Origin of the sequence: Aquimarina sp. Aq78, assembly GCF_900299525.1 — a bacterium.
Classification (GTDB): domain Bacteria; phylum Bacteroidota; class Bacteroidia; order Flavobacteriales; family Flavobacteriaceae; genus Aquimarina.
Map to the genome: position 1 here is coordinate 57,240 of NZ_OMKA01000017.1, position 15,964 is coordinate 73,203.

Below are 15,964 nucleotides of genomic sequence, written 5' to 3' on the forward strand. Positions count from 1 at the left end.
ATGAATTTGCTTAAAACAACCTTTCTTTTCTGCTTAATAGCTATTGGAGGATATTCGCAATCCAAAATTCTTTTTGCCAGAAAACTAAACAATGATAGAGGGTGGTCTATATTAAGTATAGATCCAAACGGTTCTAGTGAAAAAGTAGTTATTCCTTATTCATCTGGGATGGGAGAATATAATCCCGATATTTCACCAGACGGAAAAACAATTCTTTTTAACACCTATCGTTATGGTGGTTGGAAATTGGCTATCCATGATCTTACTACTACCTCTACAAAAAAAATCAGTCATTCGTCAAACTACTACACCAATGGTGTATTTTCTCCAAAAGGAGATATGATCGTTTATGAAAAAAACGTAGGAAGAGACACTCATATTTTTATAGCCGATAAAAACGGAAAAAACGAAACCATACTTACTAATACTATGGGTAAAGAAAATAGAATTCCTGTGTGGTCGGTAAATGGTGAGTGTATAATTTTCTATAGTGATAAAAATGGATCGAACGATATCTACAGTATTACTTTAAAAAGTAAAAAAGTTACAAATTTGACTAAAAATATTTCTGGAAATGATTTTGCGCCTTCGGTATCTCCCGACGGGAAGTATATTGCTTTTTTTTCGGATAGAAATGGGTATTTAGATCTATACAGAATGGATACTACTGGTTCAAATCAAATTAATCTAACCAATACACTACAAAGTAAATACAACAGTTATAACTATTATAAGGATCGTAATATGTATTGGAGATTTAAATCATCTTGGTCTCCCGACAGTTCAACCATAGTTTTCACTAATATAACAAGCGATAATTTCGATTTATTTACTATCAAAATTGGTGGGAATGACTTAAAACAAATTACAAATTCTTCAAGCTCTGAGTATACTCCTGTTTGGGCTATATTACATTCAGGAATTCGGGAATAGAAAAAGCCTGGATGAAAATCCAGGCTTTTTCTATTTCTAGTCACCAACGTTTGTTATTTCTATAACTTAAGGAACAATTTATGTTATTTGAATATTTTTCCACTTATTCAAATTTATAACCAAAAAGATGCTTGCAACCGCCATCAAGAGCAATATAAAAATTTCAGAATAATTAGCTTCTTCATGCATGATAGCTTCAATAACATGATATACATTAAATAAGGCTACAATAATTCCCCAAATAAATGAAATCCATCGAAACCATTTTTTAGATACTTGCACAGTCATTACTGCAAATAAGAAGGCCAATCCTTCCATTAAAATACGCCACTGATGTGCCCAAAAAGGTGTTTCTCCTGTTGAACCTTCAATAAATACTGATTCTTTAAAAAACACATTAGCTAATCCATAAATGTGGTGAAATATAAATCCAAGGATAATAAATATCCACAATATGATAATTTTTGTTCTCATGGTTATCGAATTATGATTTTCGTTTTTTATTTCTAATTTACTAGCTTCCATATCATTGCTATTATTCTGTTTTGCTTTAGCTTTTTTTATTTCTTCAGCTTTTAAAACCGAAATATTTTTATAATCTATCTGATTTTTATCAAAGCTACTTTGTGCTTTAACTTGTGGTTGTATCTTAAAATAAAAAACAAGTGAAATTGAAGCAATTATAATCCACAGAACATCGATCAATAAAATTTCAAATTGATGCTGATTAAAAGTGTTCCATATCCAATTTCCTGATATAATTCCGTTACTAATTGGGATCAGAAATCCAAAAATGGCTCCAAGTAATAAACTATATTTATTGGTTGCATAATTATCTCTCTTAAATCGAAAAAAGAAAATAGCGATCAACCATAGCATAAAATAAAAGTAATAGATCGTGGTTTGCTTATCTTCAAAATAGCCATTCGAAAATTTTACAAATAAAAATGCTAACGCAGTTACAGGAAGCATTGACAAACAAATAGCTAAGTAAATATGACCTACTCTAGCAGTATATAATCTTTGGCTAATTGTCATGCTCTTTTTATTGCGAGCCTCAATCCAAATTAAAACTCCTGTAATGATAACAAAGCACGTTATCATTGCTAAAATAAAATAGATCATTTTCATTGGGATTCCACCATAATCTCCAAAATGTAATCGACTTATAGTACGTTGAAAATCTTCAGAGTAAACTGTTTTATCGGGGTTTTTCTGTTCTTCTATTTTTCCCGAGAAGACATCAAGAACAGTGCGACCCGTGCCAATAAAACGTTTATTATCTTCATATTCACCAATTAAAACATATTTCATATTGGTGCCACCATAGTTTTTTATAATACCTCTTGTTAGGTGAAAATCGGTCTGATTATTTGTCGTTTTTTTCGAAAAGGCATTAAAACTGGGGATTTCTTTTTCTGCTCTAGCAATCCACTCGTACGTTTTTCGTTCGGGACGTAAATCCTCCATCAGTTTGGTCTGATTATTATTATATAAGGTATTAGCGGGAAGTAATACCAAAATACTTAAGCAAAAATAGGCACCGGTAACAGCAAAAATAAACTGAAAGGGTAATCCTATTACTCCAAGAGCAGTGTGAGCGTCTACCCAAACACGTTTTAAAACTGATTTTGGATTGAACGTATAAAAATTAGGGATGATTTTTTTCCAATGAACAATAACCCCGGTAACTATAGCAAATAAGAAAAATAATGCTACAAAACCAGCTAGATATATACCAATTGAGGGTAGTTGTGCAAAAAAATGTAATCGATATAAAAACTCTCCCAAACTATATTGCTCTGGATACGTTTTGGTATCGATAGAATTAATATCAACATAGAAATAATTAGACTGTTTTCCTTTTTCTGATGCCAACGAGTCTTTACTCGCTCCCATAAAAACATAAATATGGTCACGATCTTCTCCTAAATTAAGCTGTAAATCTCTACCGGTTAATTGATATTGATCATCCAGCGTTTTTAATATTCTATCATAATCAATATCACTTCTTTCAACATGACCTATGGATTTTCCTTCTTCCCATATCGCAATTTCTTCTTTAAATAAAGCAAATGCTCCTGCAAAAAATATGATGTACAAAGTAACACTAATCACTATACCACTTACAGTATGTGTATTAAAGAATATATTATGATTTCTCTTACTCATTATACAAAAGGGTTATTTTGATTTCCTAAATAATATATCCCAAACAATACTATGGCTATTAATATATATAGCAACCAAGCTTTCCATCCATTTTTAAATAAAAAAGGAACAATTAAAAGCGCACACCATACGATAAACAAAGTAAATATTGAGGTAATTAAAATTTCTTGTGGATTAGGCAACCAAAGCGGTAAACACATATGTAATAATGCAGAAATGATATAACCTCCTAAAATTCCTGCAGAAATTTTAGCAAATTGTTGCCAGGGAGATTTATCTAAATATTTTGGATTTGCTGGCATAATTTATAATATTAATTCAAGTATTAATAGCACTAAAAATAAAACTGAAATCTGTTTGTATGTTACTTTTTTTAATGGAGCTATAATGATGATTAATCCTAAAATTATCATCATCAAAAAAAGCCAAAATAAAATCCCAGATGTTCTTCCTAAAGAAACAATGGCAATGATTAATGAAGCTAATAAAAGTACACCCGCTATAAGCTTTGAAACAACCATGTTTAATTTAATCCATTTTTCAATAGTTAAATCATAGTTTATCAGTACCTCTTTTGAGGTATGGTATAATAAAAAACTTCCAAAAAAAATTAATAATACACTAATTGTTATCATTTCATCTTTATAAACCAAACAACTCTAAATAAGATATTTAGAGTTGTTTATATTAAAATATTTTAAAACTTATATATTAAATTCGCATATATAGCTCTTGGGGTTTGGGGCGTTATAGTTGACCAACCTTTGTAATATTCTTTATTAAATGCATTATTCAGTTTTAGGCCGATTCTATATTTTTTCGCTTGATAAAAAATAGAAGCATTAGCAATAGTATAACTCGGAAGAATAAACTCTCCGGTAGATACATAGTTGATTGCAAAACGTTCACTCGCACCATTGAAGCCTAATCCCAATCCAAAACCATCTAGTTTACCATTTTGAAATTCATAACTCGTCCAAAAGTTATAAAGCGTCTCAGGGCCAGCTTCTAATGGTCTACGATTTAATATTTCTGCATTATCAGATTTTGTGGTTTCGCTATCATTATTGCTAAAGCCTGCTCTAATATTAAGGCCATCAATAGGGCTAGCGTTTACTTCAATTTCAAAACCACTACTTTCTACTTCACCTCCTTGTATTTTATTGAAAGGTGAAGCCGGATCTGTAATAACACGATCTTTTACTTTAATATCATAATAACTCACCGAAGCATTTAATCTATTATTAAATAAATTAGTCTTAACACCAAATTCTAATTGATTAGCTTGCTCAGGATCAAAAGTTTGTAACGTTTGTGGCCCTGCATTCGGATCTCCTACTAAAGCAGGTTCTACATTAGTGAATCCGTTTTGGTAATTAGCAAATACAGATAATTTATCCATTATAGGTTGATATAAAACACCAAATTTTGGAGAAAAAGCTGTTTGGTCAAAATCATCATCAAGATTTGCTAAATCACCTTCATTATCAAACATATCTAACCTTAAGCCTACCATTACAGACAGTGATGGGATGATATTAACAACATCAGAAATATAAGCACTGTAAATATGTGATTTAGATTTTACATTAGATATACCTTGGGATTCTAGAGCAGCATCTACACTAGCCGCTGATAATGTATATGTATCAGTCTCTACATCTGGTGTAAAAGGATTATCCCCACTAGAACCTCCCTCAGGAGTTATATTTCCATAAAAAGTAAAGCCGCTACTATTATTGGTTTGTGTCGAGTTAAAATAATCGATACCCAAAACAACTCTATTTCTAATTGATCCCAATTTAAAATCTCCTATAAAGTTTTGTTGAATATCTGTTGTTTGAGTATTGGAATTTTGTTTACTAATAAAACGAGAAAAAGTATCATTGCCCAAAACTCCAAAATCAAACAAATAAGAATAATATCCTTTTGTAGATGTTGAACTTTTTGACAATACGGTTTGTGATTGCCAAGTATCAGAAAGCTTATAATCCATTTCTACACGATAATTTTGCGTAGGGTTTTCTAAGGTTAATTCATTACTAGTAAATGACAATTTATAATTGTATCCTAATTCATCTAAGTTATTTGCTTGGGTAGGTGCACTCCTATTCAAAAACAGAAACATAGGATTGGTTTGTTCTGCCTGTGAAATTTCTCCATAAAACGAAAAGGATAATTTATTACTAACACGATAAGATAGTGATGGAGCTACAAAAAAAGATTTTCTAAAACCAGCATCTTGAAAACTCTGTTCTGTAGCATAAGATGTGTTCAATCTAAAATAAATGTTATTATTTTTATCCAATGGGGTATTAATATCTCCACTTACTTGATTAAAACCATAGGTTCCAGATGTAAAAGAAAGTTCGCCTCCAAAACCTATATATGGTTTTTTGGTAACGACATTTATAAGTCCTCCGTATGAAGTTACGGCACTACCAAATAGTGTCGCAGAAGGGCCTTTTACCACTTCAATTCTTTCAATGTTTGCTGCATTAATAGTTCCGTTTGTAAGACCTGGTATTCCATTAACCAATTGAGGTTGTACCGAAAACCCTCGTAAAGAATAATATCCGGCTCCATCTCCGCCTCGTCCTGTAGAAGACCATAATTTTTCAACACCAACTGCATTTTTTAATGCATCTTCAAAGTTTGTTACCACCTGTGATTTTAACAAATCTGTGGTGACTGTGCTATAAACCTGAGTATTCTCTAAGTCTTTTAAAGGTAGTTTAGCTACATAGGCTGTTTTTTTTCTTGAAAATTTATTTCTTCGCTCTCCTTCTATTATAACTTCGGCTAAAATTTCATTTCCTTCGTATAGGATAATGGCATCAAATTGTTTGGTTTCATTATTAGATATAGTAAAAGGAATTTCTTTTGTCTTAAATCCTAAATAGGATACAACAAGAATATGATCCCCGTCTGCAACGTTTGTGATTTCAAAAGCTCCATTTTCATCAGATTGTACTCCTTGAGTTGAGTTTTTAATGATAATATTAACTCCTGATATCACAGCTTGAGTGTTATCTACAGTTGTACCTTTTATACTTCCATTTTGTGAAAAAGAAAAAGAGGTTGATAATAGCAATGCTAAAATGATAAGTAATTGATTTTTCATTTATTATAATTAATAGATTTAGAAAATTATATTTATTTATTCTAAATAAATATAATGTATGCGCCGCAAATCTATTAAGAATGATTATAAATAAAAATATTCTATCCTGTTTTTTTAAAAATTTTACTGGTATCAAGTAAAAAATATACTGTCAAATTAGAAGAACTAGTAGAGCAGAATCTACATCTAGCATGTTATTATTTTGAAAATCAAAGATCTATACTCAATTTACATAAAAAGCTGGTACTATAATATCTAACAAAGAAAACCTCTATACATATTGTATGTATAGAGGTTTATAGACAAAATAGTATTAAAGTCGTGACTAGTATCGAGCTTTTTATCCGAAGATTATACCCTACTTCAACTTTCTATCGTATTATTAAATGTTCATTTTCTATGCTTTTTCGCGTAAAGTCTAAGCTTAAATCAAATTCAAAATGTGGAATATATATTACAAAACTCCTATGTATATCTTTTTTACTTTCTTACATTTTCTTTATTCGTACATTTCTACACATGCTCTTTTGTCAAATCCGTTTACTATTAACCATATCCCCAGAATCAATTCTAATATTGCCGTTGGAACATTTAAAATTAAGTATTCGGCTGTGATAATTTCAATAACCTGAAATAAAATTAAAATACTTGCTATTGCAGACAACAATGTACCTAATACTCCCCAAACTGAAAGCCAACGAGGCACTAGCCGTGATTTCACTAATAAAACATACAACATAAAATTTCCTATACATAAAACCAGAACCATAAATACATGGTTTATATAATCCCGCATAACTTTGAATACATTTCCTAATGCTTTTAAATCAGGAGAGCTTTGAGGTGAATTATATACAAACTCCTGACTTAATGCCAATATTGACAATAATAATATTGTTCCAAAAATTACGAGTGTTGCAGAAATTATCCTAAAACTAAAAAAGCCGATTGCTAAACTACCATCAAACCTTCTGATTACAGGGTATAATAAAATTGCAATTCCTAAATATGCAAGCGACATTATGAATTGAAAGAAAGCATCTATGATTACATTATTAGAATTTGCAGCGGCTTCTGTTAAATATTTTGTAGAATCAATCGATGGTGCTACACTAAAAACCCCAGCAACCATACCTGCTATAAATAACAAACCTGCCAATCTTACTTTACTTTTCATCAAATACATAAGCTATTTTTTTTGCTATAAAACTTTTTTTAATAAGTATAAATATTCAATAAGTAATAAAAAACACGACTAACTGGTCTTTCTAATTTTGTACAAAAGTACAAAGTGAACACAAAAAACATATAGATATATCTAAAAGCTTTTTGTCAAAAACATCAATTCTGGTTTCTGATAAAAAAGTATTCAATTATTAATCTCGATCAACTAACAGGATTCACTGCTCCTTCAGCTTATTTGCAAATAACGCTGCAAGTTCGCCAAGATTATTGGCTTTGTAAAATTCTCTTGCCGAAGCTGTCAATGATAGTTCTTCGAGCATCCTTGCAATTAGCTCTGCTCTACCAATAGAATCCATTCCGAGAGGAGATAACATTGAAGAGCGTATGATAGGACCATGCGCTATGTCTAAAGAGATATCAGCTACATGAGTAGCTATCAAATCAAAAATGTCGTTTTCGTTCTTATCCATAATCTATAATTTAATTTGAATTAGTTTTTAATTAATCTGTTAATTGGGCTAAACCATATGTGATTTATAAAAATTTACATCATGCATTTTAAATGTTGATAATTGATTGGTTGTTAGTGCAGCACTATAACCGTTTGTGAACACAAAATCTTTTACAAACCACAATTTATCGTCAAAATGAACTGTATTATTCTTCACTTCAAGTTTATCTAGAGGTATATAAAATCCCCGTCCATCTGCCTTGATCACACTTTCCTTAATTGTCCAATATTTATAAAATGCTTTTAATGGGCAACTCGCACCGTTAATTTCATCCCACTGATCATCAGTCATTAAACCCCTGAAGTCTTTAAGGTTTCTCTTTCGGTTTTCTTCAATATCAATACCAAGCCTGATATTTTTTCCTATCGCACAAATCACAAAATCACCAGAATGAGATATATTAAAATCATACCCCTTCAAGGTTAAATATGGGCGTTTGTGTGAGCTATAAGCGATAAGGTCCCAAATATTATTTTCTATATGATAGTTCTTTAGTGCTTCAATCAATAGTAAGCGTCCTAACAAGTGTGCATGTCTGTCCTGCCAACGAATGTATTGTGAATTTTTTTTTCTCAAATCTGGCGGTAGCAATAATAGATAATCTGAAAAAAGACTTTGCTCCATCGGATTTTTAAAGGATGTAAAAAATATATCTATTGATTGCATTCTCAAATCTTTTCAAGTTTAGTAATAGAGGCCGTATTAAATAGTTTTGAAAATATGGCGTTAAATATTTCATCAATAGCTCTCACTTTTAAAAAGTGATGTGCTTCTTTACCGATAAAAATAAACGGAACTTCATTTTTACTGTGACCGCCAAAAGAAAGGTCTTCAATATTCCCATGATCACTGGTAATTAAAACATGAATATTTTCTGGTTTATCATGAATTACTCCATTAAGAAATTCATCAAACATCTCTAAAAACATGATGGATTTATTCATGTCCTTTCTATGCCCTATTAAATCAGGTAAAAAACATTCATATAAAATCAAATCATGATCTTTTGTTAAGTTCTTTAAATTTTCTCCAGCTATAAACGGAGTTATTAAAGGTATCTTATTATTGGACACATCTTGTAAAGTAAGGTTTGTAATATCCCAATGTACAGCTCTGCCTTCAATAAGATCATTCATAGTATTAAAACTATTTTTGGCCGCTAATACGCAACGTGTAGTCACGCTGTAATTTGGAGAATTCGTATTAAAAGATTTGAAAAACCCATCGGTATAGGAGTTAGCAAAAATGCTTTTGATATAATTCTCATTGGCGTATTTGAAAATTGATCTTTTGTTGATCAATGATATCAATTGATCATTTGGATACGCCATCAAATGATGGCCTAAAAATGCCTGAGCATTATATCCGGTAAATAAAGATGACTGCCCTGTTGCGCTTTGAGGTACTCCTTCAACTCCCAGGCATGCATCAATTCCTTTCACCAGAAAATTTTGCTTCACAACATTTGTGGTATTGGTTAATGCCTCGCCAACTAGATTAAACATTGTTGGCATTAAAGCTCTTGTAAATGGGTTTGATTCCACATTTTTTCCTAAGCCCACTCCATCTAAAAAAATAAATATTAATTTATTTTTCATTTAACTCCTTTGAACCGGTTTCACTTCTTTTAGATCAAAATATCCATTATACCCTTTGATATATACGGCTGCTCGATGCCCAAATAATATTATGGCTTCTGATCTGGTTTCCAGTTCATTTTCATAAAAGTCTGAGATTACCCTTGTTCCTACTGGGTAAACTTCGTTCCATTGCTCGACAAGTTTAGTCGGGTCTGATAGTTTCTTTTGTTTTACTTTTTTTGTTACCGATTTGTTTTTTTTAACTGGTTTGGCCGCTTTCTTTGAACTACCAGGTGCTGCTTGGGAACGTTTTTTTTGATTGGTCTCTGCTTTTTTACCGGTCTGTTCCCTAACCGTTTTTGTATAATCTCTTTTGATATACCCCATCAATTTGGTCAGTACATCTCCTACTCCCAGTTCTTCAAACTCCATCTCTCCCTGATGCAACAAATATGTCATGCTTTCGGACCATCGTACACTGTTGGATAACTGATCTATTAAGTGCTGAGCTACATTGCCATGTACATAGGGTTTCCCGGTAACGTTAGCAACTACATCGATTTTTGGTTTGTAAAACCTTGTCTTCTTTACAAACTTTTCAAATTCAGCAGCTGCTTCTTTCATATAGCGTGAGTGAAATGCACCACTTGTATTTAAAGGTATAAACATGATATCTGCTTTTTCAAAAAATGGATGTGCCTTATCAATGTCTTCTTTTAAACCTGAAATAACAATCTGAGAAGAGGCATTTAAGTTGGCAATATCAATAGTAGTCAGGTTTGCATTCTTAAGTATTTCCAGAATTTTTTCTTCTGAAGAATTTAGAACAGCGGCCATCCCTCCATTTTTAGCCTGGCTCATGAGTTCACCTCTTTTTTTAACTAGTTTAAGACCGCTTTCAAAACTAAACACACCCGATACCTGCAATGCATTATACTCACCCAGACTATGGCCTGCTAAAAAATCTGGTTGTTTTTCTCCATCCTTAATTTTCTTCTGATAAGACAAAGCGTTCACTACATATAGTGCCGGCTGAGTATATTGTGTGTGATTCAACTGATCATTAGGATTTTCTAAACAAAGTTCTTTAATAGAATACCCCAATATTTTATCCGCTTTCTTTGTTAACGCAGGAAACTCATCAAAAAGCGTCTCTCCCATTCCTTTTCTCTGAGAGCCCTGCCCAGGAAACACATATGTTTTCTTCATTTTTATCTTGTTTTTTTATATTAGGTTTATAATTTTAATTTTATCTTCTTTTTAATACAATCGAAGTATTTATTCCACCAAAGCCAAAAGAGTTACTCATTGCAACATCAACCTGATAATCAACGGCTGCAGTACCACAAAACTGTAAGTCTTTACAAATCGGGATCTCCAGATTTTTATTTGGGTGTAGAAATCCTTGTCTCATTTGTTCAACTGTAGCAATTGTCTCTACTATGCCTGCCGAATACAAACAGTGCCCTGTTAACCCTTTGGTAGAATTTAACCACAAATCAGATCTATGATCTTTGAAAACTTTGCTAATAGCCTCTGCTTCGGTTTTATCTCCCAAGGGAGAAGAGCTTCCATGAGTATTTATATAATCAACATCTGAAGCTGATAACCCAGCTTGATTTAACGCTGAAAGCATCGCTTTTGCTTCGCCATTTACATTTGGATTAGCAGAACTATTGCTATCAAGATTCAATGCATAACCTTTGACTTCTGCCAGGAATGGAATACCCCTTTTAGTAGCACTTATTTCTGATTCTAGAATTACACTGGCACTAGCTTGTCCATAAATAAAACCTTCGTGTTGTGTATCAAAAGGGCGGCAGGATTTTTCTGGTTGATCTATATATTTCTTACCTCCCATGGCTCCAATGTTAATAAAACCTTGAATATCCATTGGGGAAAGGTCAGCAACAACACCTGTAACTATACACACATCAACCAGACCTGAATGAACAAGCTGATATCCTTTTATAATACCGACATTCCCAGTTGCAGATGCTCCTCCTACGGCAAACCCTTCTCCTTCAATACCAAATAGTTCGCTCAAAACCCCGATTTGATTGGTCTCCAAAAACTCAAGTGCATATCGGGGAGATAGATACTCCGGATTTTTCCTAAATTTTGAAATCAAGTCATATTGATAATTCTGAGTACTGTTTTGCCCAGCAACAATCAATCCTATTCGCTCTGGCAAAGGCTTGTTATCATGTAATCTGGCACTAAACCATGCTTCTAAGGCAGATATAATGGACGTTTGAATAACAAATGGAGCTCTTCTTCCTAATCGCTTGGCATGATCATATTTCTCTTCTGATACATTTTGAAAACGATCTATAGAATCAGAGAAGGAAAAGTCTTCTATCTTAGCCGCAAGATCAACAGATATTTTTGGTTCTTTTATAATTGGTGTTTGCTTAATACCTGATTTTCCACCCCTTAAAGAGTTACAAAATGTAGAAACATCATTACCTATTGAAGAAACTGTTCCCATACCAGTAATCCCAACCTTATTTATGGTTACTATCATCTATCTTATTTTAGTAATCTATTGGCAATACCATTAACTATATTAATTACTCTCGACAGATGCATAGTTCTCTACCAATACGTCTACCATACCTTGAATATTACTTACTTGAGCAAAGCTCATTAAAGGTATTTTCAGGTCTAATTCTTCCATCGACATGGTAACAACCTCCATCCTATCAATTGAGTTAGCACCCAATTCTCGTAGATTTCTTTCGATCTGAATCTGCTCCGGTTTAATGTCCGGAAGCACTTCTATAATAACATTTTTTACTACTTCAAAAACATGTTCTTTTGACATAACTTCTATTATTTATTTAAATATTATACACTTCTTTTTAGCTTAAGATTTTATCTTACTGAAAATCAAAAAAGTTCAATTTATTCTGTCCCTTTCTTAAACGATATGCAGTAAAATCATTTTTGTTTTTAAATTGCAGATATATATTTTGCTTCAATACTTCAGAAAATACCTGACCTGGTGGTCTTCCATAACTATGACCCGGGAAAATGAGCGTATCTGTTGCAATTCTTTTTTTTAGATATTTAATACTTTCGTACATATTATGTGCTCCTTGCATGTCAAAACATAAGCCACAACCTTCGGCAAATAATGTATCCCCGGTAAATAGACTGTTTCCTATTAGATAACACATACCACCAGGTGTATGACCCGGGGTAAATAAAGGTTCAATCTGTATTTGGCCAACTGACCATGGTGTTGTACCAATGCTTTCTAATTGTGGAGCATGAAAACCAGAGTACGTAATTTCTTCATTGGACATCCAAATAGGGCAACAGTATTTTTCTGCCAGAGGTTTGGCTAAATGAATATGATCAAGATGAGAATGAGTAAGTAAAATTCCACTTAAGACTGTTCCGGTATTCTCCAGTGCCTGCTCTACTTTTCTCATATCCCAGGCCGGATCCACAATAATAGCTTGATTATTAATATGGTCAACCACCAAATAACTATAGTTTACCATAGACATATAAGTCATTCTCAGTATGACAACCTGTACTATACCGCTATAACCAGTATCGGTATATCCAATATCCATTATCAGATTTTCAAATTTCATTGATGTGTAAATTAATGTGCTCTATTTTGCATTTATAGAGGCGCCGAGTGGATTCGAACCACTGAAATAAAGGCTTTGCGGACCTTCCCCTTAGACCTCTTGGGTACAGCGCCATTTGCGTAAGTCATAGATTCAAAACTTACAGGTTATTATGTTCTTAAGAGGTGCTGAGTGGATTCGAACCACTGAAATAAAGGTTTTGCAGACCTTCCCCTTAAACCTCTTGGGCACAGCACCTTTTCTTATTGTTTTTTTATAAAATATTTTCCGTCAATATTTCTAAAGAATGTTTATAGCAGTGATTCACTAACATAAACAGGTTTTTAATTTTTGAATGACATTTAAATCACTTCCGAATTGATTTATCATTTGCAATGAAATAGAACCTGAACCTGAAGGAAGTATATATTTAACAAAAGTTGACAAAGTTCCACTAGGTCCTATATCTATAAAAGCGTAATCTTCGGTTTCCAGTATTCTTTCAACAGTTTGCTCGAAATTAACAGGATTACGGATAGCTTTCCATACATAGTCTCCATTCAATTCCCGAACTGTCCCTGTTTGCAATGATGATATCACTGGAATTTCGGGAGATACTACCTTAATATCTCTAAAAATTTGTTTATAAGCCTCTTCGATTGGATCTATGAGTTTGGTATGAAACCCATATTTTACCGGTAATATTTGTGATATAACATTTTCCTTATTTAAGTTTTGATAAAGGTTTTCTATTGTGTGAGGCAAACCGCTCACAACAAAGTTCTCTTGAAAATTTCCTGCTGTAAACCAACAATTACGAAAAAGATCTGGGTAGCGGATCATTATTGATTTTGATCCCATAATAGCCAACATACCTGCAGGCTGGGTTTTTTCATGAACAAGCTTAGCTATATCAACCGATACCCTGATTCCATCTTCCAGGGAAATAGCACCTGAAACAACAGCTGCATGAAGCTCTCCCATACTATATCCCATAAGAAAATCTGGTTGGATATTCATTCCCTTAAGTAATTTGAACATACTATATTGGATACTCAATAAAGCAGGGTTCGTATAAAGAATGTTGTCAAAGGGTTCGCTTTTTCTCTTTCCTCGATACAAAACATCAATTAAAGAGGTTCCTATTAATGGAAAAACTATTTCATTACAATGATCCATCCAATATCTGAATTGTTCATTATGTTCGTAGAGTTCTTTACCCATTTCATAGTATTGAGAACCCTGGCCAGAGAACATACATATAATCTGTTTATTCATTTGATTTTTTTATTTAATGACAGGCTTTCCTAATCTCATTACACTTTTTGTACAACTAGTATGATTAGGAAACCTGAAAAACCTTTTGGTAATCGGATAAGACGTTTTACTTCAATATTACCTGAACTCTTCTTTTTCTATTTAAAGCCAAAAAAATACCGCACATAGTATTAATCGTGAATTAATCAAAGCTGATACAAAACCCTAAAAGCAACCTGTTTTTGATCACGATAAGGGTAAAATCCACTTCTAGCATCGTCTACAATAGGAATGAGTGCATCAAAATTTAAAGTGATATGGTCATTCCAATTGTAGGAAGCCGATAACACATTAAAAAAATTAGTATAAGGTCCGTTGTACATAGAAGCCCAACTAAGGGATAGATTATTTTTCATTAGTTGTTTACTTAAGGCCAATAGGGCTATATAATTATTTCTGGGAATTCCCTGAATTTGATCAGACCAATCCATGATATGGTAATTCACTGCTTCCATACTTAACGTAAAAGTACTGTTGGGAGAATAATCAATACCAATTGAGGCGTCCAAAGCATTTTTTTTTACAATCTGAAACGATGTATCGTTATATGCTTTTTCAGATTTTATTGCTACTTCACCTTTAACGAGTAAATTATTGATTGCTCGATTGAAGGTAACACCAGTCATAAAAAACCGCTGTTTACTTTTGGCAATAAGATCAGGGTTGACCATTCGTAAGGCATATTGATTATCTATCAAACTGGCTGCCATAATACTAATGTCACTTTTTCCGAAGGTTTTTCTCCATCGTAAACCATATTCAGAAAAATTTCCCTTTTGTTTTTCCTTTAGATATTCAACTTTTCCGTCAAAAGGATCATAATAATACCCTGTTCCTTTTCGAGGTTGTTCGTTAAATTCGGGATAAGGCACAAAAAACGCACTCCAATATCCAAATGATGAATACTGGTCTACGGTTAGCATAGGTTGTCCTATCCTAAGGTCATCCATATTGAGACTTAGCGGTTCCCGGTAATCCAAACGGCCTATTTCATTAGTAACAATCGCATAATCCGATTCCCCCCATACAACTATCTGAATTCCAGCTTTGATACTTGTTCTATTAAAACTAGTCTGTAAATAAGCTTCTCTTGTTCTTCCTTCAAATGCCACTATATCATTTTCATCACGAATCCTATGATCATTTTTGAGAAAAGTAAACATTTTAGTATCTATATGGAGTGAAAGATAATCCAAGAAGGATTTAGAATATTCTAACCGAAACGAAAGCCGGTTATTCATTATCTTATCCGGTTTTTCGACTTTATACGTAAAACCATATTGTATCCCCAAACGCATTGCACTAAACACATCTGAAACCCATGATATCGAATCCTTCTTCTCTTCAACCAGAGTAGATTCCATATCAATGATATCGAAATCCTCGATGTCTTCTATGGTATCGTTTTCTACAGGAACCTGGCCATAAACACATGAAATACTTATAAGTGAGATGATAATACTATATACAACATCATTGGTGAAGTTGGAGCAATTCTTCATGCCTCTCTCTAAAAAATAAATTAATAATGATTTGTTTTCTTCACGACGTTAA

Annotated in this window: 15 protein-coding genes and 2 tRNA genes; 1 reads left to right on the forward strand and 16 read right to left on the reverse strand. The window is 32.8% G+C overall.

The window, feature by feature from the left end; translation table 11 throughout:
- Nucleotides 1–933: a PD40 domain-containing protein gene (locus DG435_RS11135; protein ID WP_106794036.1), complete on the forward strand. Its 933-nt coding sequence runs from the start codon at nt 1–3 to the stop codon at nt 931–933.
- A 78-nt stretch (nt 934–1,011) separates the two neighbouring features.
- Here DG435_RS11135 and DG435_RS11140 read toward each other — a convergent pair whose 3' ends face one another.
- From DG435_RS11140 to DG435_RS11215, 16 genes are all read right to left on the reverse strand, one after another.
- A complete protein-coding gene (locus tag DG435_RS11140; RefSeq protein WP_106794037.1) occupies nt 1,012–3,105 on the reverse strand; it encodes a PepSY domain-containing protein in 2,094 nt (697 codons plus the stop codon).
- On the reverse strand, nt 3,105–3,407 hold the full coding sequence (locus tag DG435_RS11145; RefSeq protein WP_024772239.1) for a hypothetical protein: 303 nt from the start codon (nt 3,405–3,407) through the stop codon (nt 3,105–3,107). The genes DG435_RS11140 and DG435_RS11145 overlap by 1 nt, the downstream gene beginning before the upstream one ends.
- A 3-nt stretch (nt 3,408–3,410) precedes the next feature.
- Complete coding sequence (locus DG435_RS11150) at nt 3,411–3,740, reverse strand: hypothetical protein (RefSeq protein WP_106794038.1); 330 nt, start codon at nt 3,738–3,740, stop codon at nt 3,411–3,413.
- Nucleotides 3,741–3,802: 62 nt separating this feature from the next.
- Entirely contained in the window at nt 3,803–6,229 is a 2,427-nt protein-coding gene (locus tag DG435_RS11155) for a TonB-dependent receptor (RefSeq protein ID WP_106794039.1), read from the reverse strand.
- Nucleotides 6,230–6,728: 499 nt separating this feature from the next.
- Nucleotides 6,729–7,406, reverse strand: coding sequence for a DUF4386 domain-containing protein (locus DG435_RS11160; RefSeq protein ID WP_199852718.1), 678 nt, complete (start codon nt 7,404–7,406; stop codon nt 6,729–6,731).
- Nucleotides 7,407–7,629: 223 nt separating this feature from the next.
- Nucleotides 7,630–7,884 (reverse strand): phosphopantetheine-binding protein, encoded by a 255-nt coding sequence (locus DG435_RS11165; RefSeq protein ID WP_074409451.1) that lies wholly within the window; start codon nt 7,882–7,884, stop codon nt 7,630–7,632.
- 48 nt (nt 7,885–7,932) lie between these two features.
- Complete coding sequence (locus DG435_RS11170; protein WP_106794041.1) at nt 7,933–8,592, reverse strand: 4'-phosphopantetheinyl transferase superfamily protein; 660 nt, start codon at nt 8,590–8,592, stop codon at nt 7,933–7,935.
- 2 nt (nt 8,593–8,594) lie between these two features.
- On the reverse strand, nt 8,595–9,524 hold the full coding sequence (locus DG435_RS11175; RefSeq protein ID WP_106794042.1) for a phosphoglyceromutase: 930 nt from the start codon (nt 9,522–9,524) through the stop codon (nt 8,595–8,597).
- Nucleotides 9,525–10,715 (reverse strand): ACP S-malonyltransferase, encoded by a 1,191-nt coding sequence (gene fabD, locus DG435_RS11180; protein ID WP_106794043.1) that lies wholly within the window; start codon nt 10,713–10,715, stop codon nt 9,525–9,527.
- A gap of 40 nt (nt 10,716–10,755) precedes the next feature.
- Nucleotides 10,756–12,033, reverse strand: coding sequence for a beta-ketoacyl synthase N-terminal-like domain-containing protein (locus DG435_RS11185; RefSeq protein ID WP_106794044.1), 1,278 nt, complete (start codon nt 12,031–12,033; stop codon nt 10,756–10,758).
- A gap of 42 nt (nt 12,034–12,075) precedes the next feature.
- Nucleotides 12,076–12,333, reverse strand: coding sequence for an acyl carrier protein (locus DG435_RS11190; RefSeq protein WP_106794045.1), 258 nt, complete (start codon nt 12,331–12,333; stop codon nt 12,076–12,078).
- 55 nt (nt 12,334–12,388) lie between these two features.
- Nucleotides 12,389–13,114: an MBL fold metallo-hydrolase gene (locus tag DG435_RS11195; RefSeq protein WP_106794046.1), complete on the reverse strand. Its 726-nt coding sequence runs from the start codon at nt 13,112–13,114 to the stop codon at nt 12,389–12,391.
- A gap of 38 nt (nt 13,115–13,152) precedes the next feature.
- Nucleotides 13,153–13,227, reverse strand: a tRNA-Cys gene (locus tag DG435_RS11200).
- Between the two features lie 49 nt (nt 13,228–13,276).
- Nucleotides 13,277–13,351: transfer RNA gene (locus tag DG435_RS11205), tRNA-Cys, on the reverse strand.
- 69 nt (nt 13,352–13,420) lie between these two features.
- Nucleotides 13,421–14,371 carry an acyltransferase domain-containing protein gene (locus DG435_RS11210; protein ID WP_106794047.1) on the reverse strand — a complete coding sequence of 317 codons (951 nt, stop codon included), beginning with the start codon at nt 14,369–14,371 and terminating at the stop codon, nt 13,421–13,423.
- A gap of 185 nt (nt 14,372–14,556) precedes the next feature.
- The gene (locus DG435_RS11215) at nt 14,557–15,912 is read right to left on the reverse strand and encodes a DUF1302 family protein (RefSeq protein WP_106794048.1); all 1,356 of its coding nucleotides are present in this window, start codon (nt 15,910–15,912) and stop codon (nt 14,557–14,559) included.
- Between the last annotated feature and the right edge of the window lie 52 nt (nt 15,913–15,964).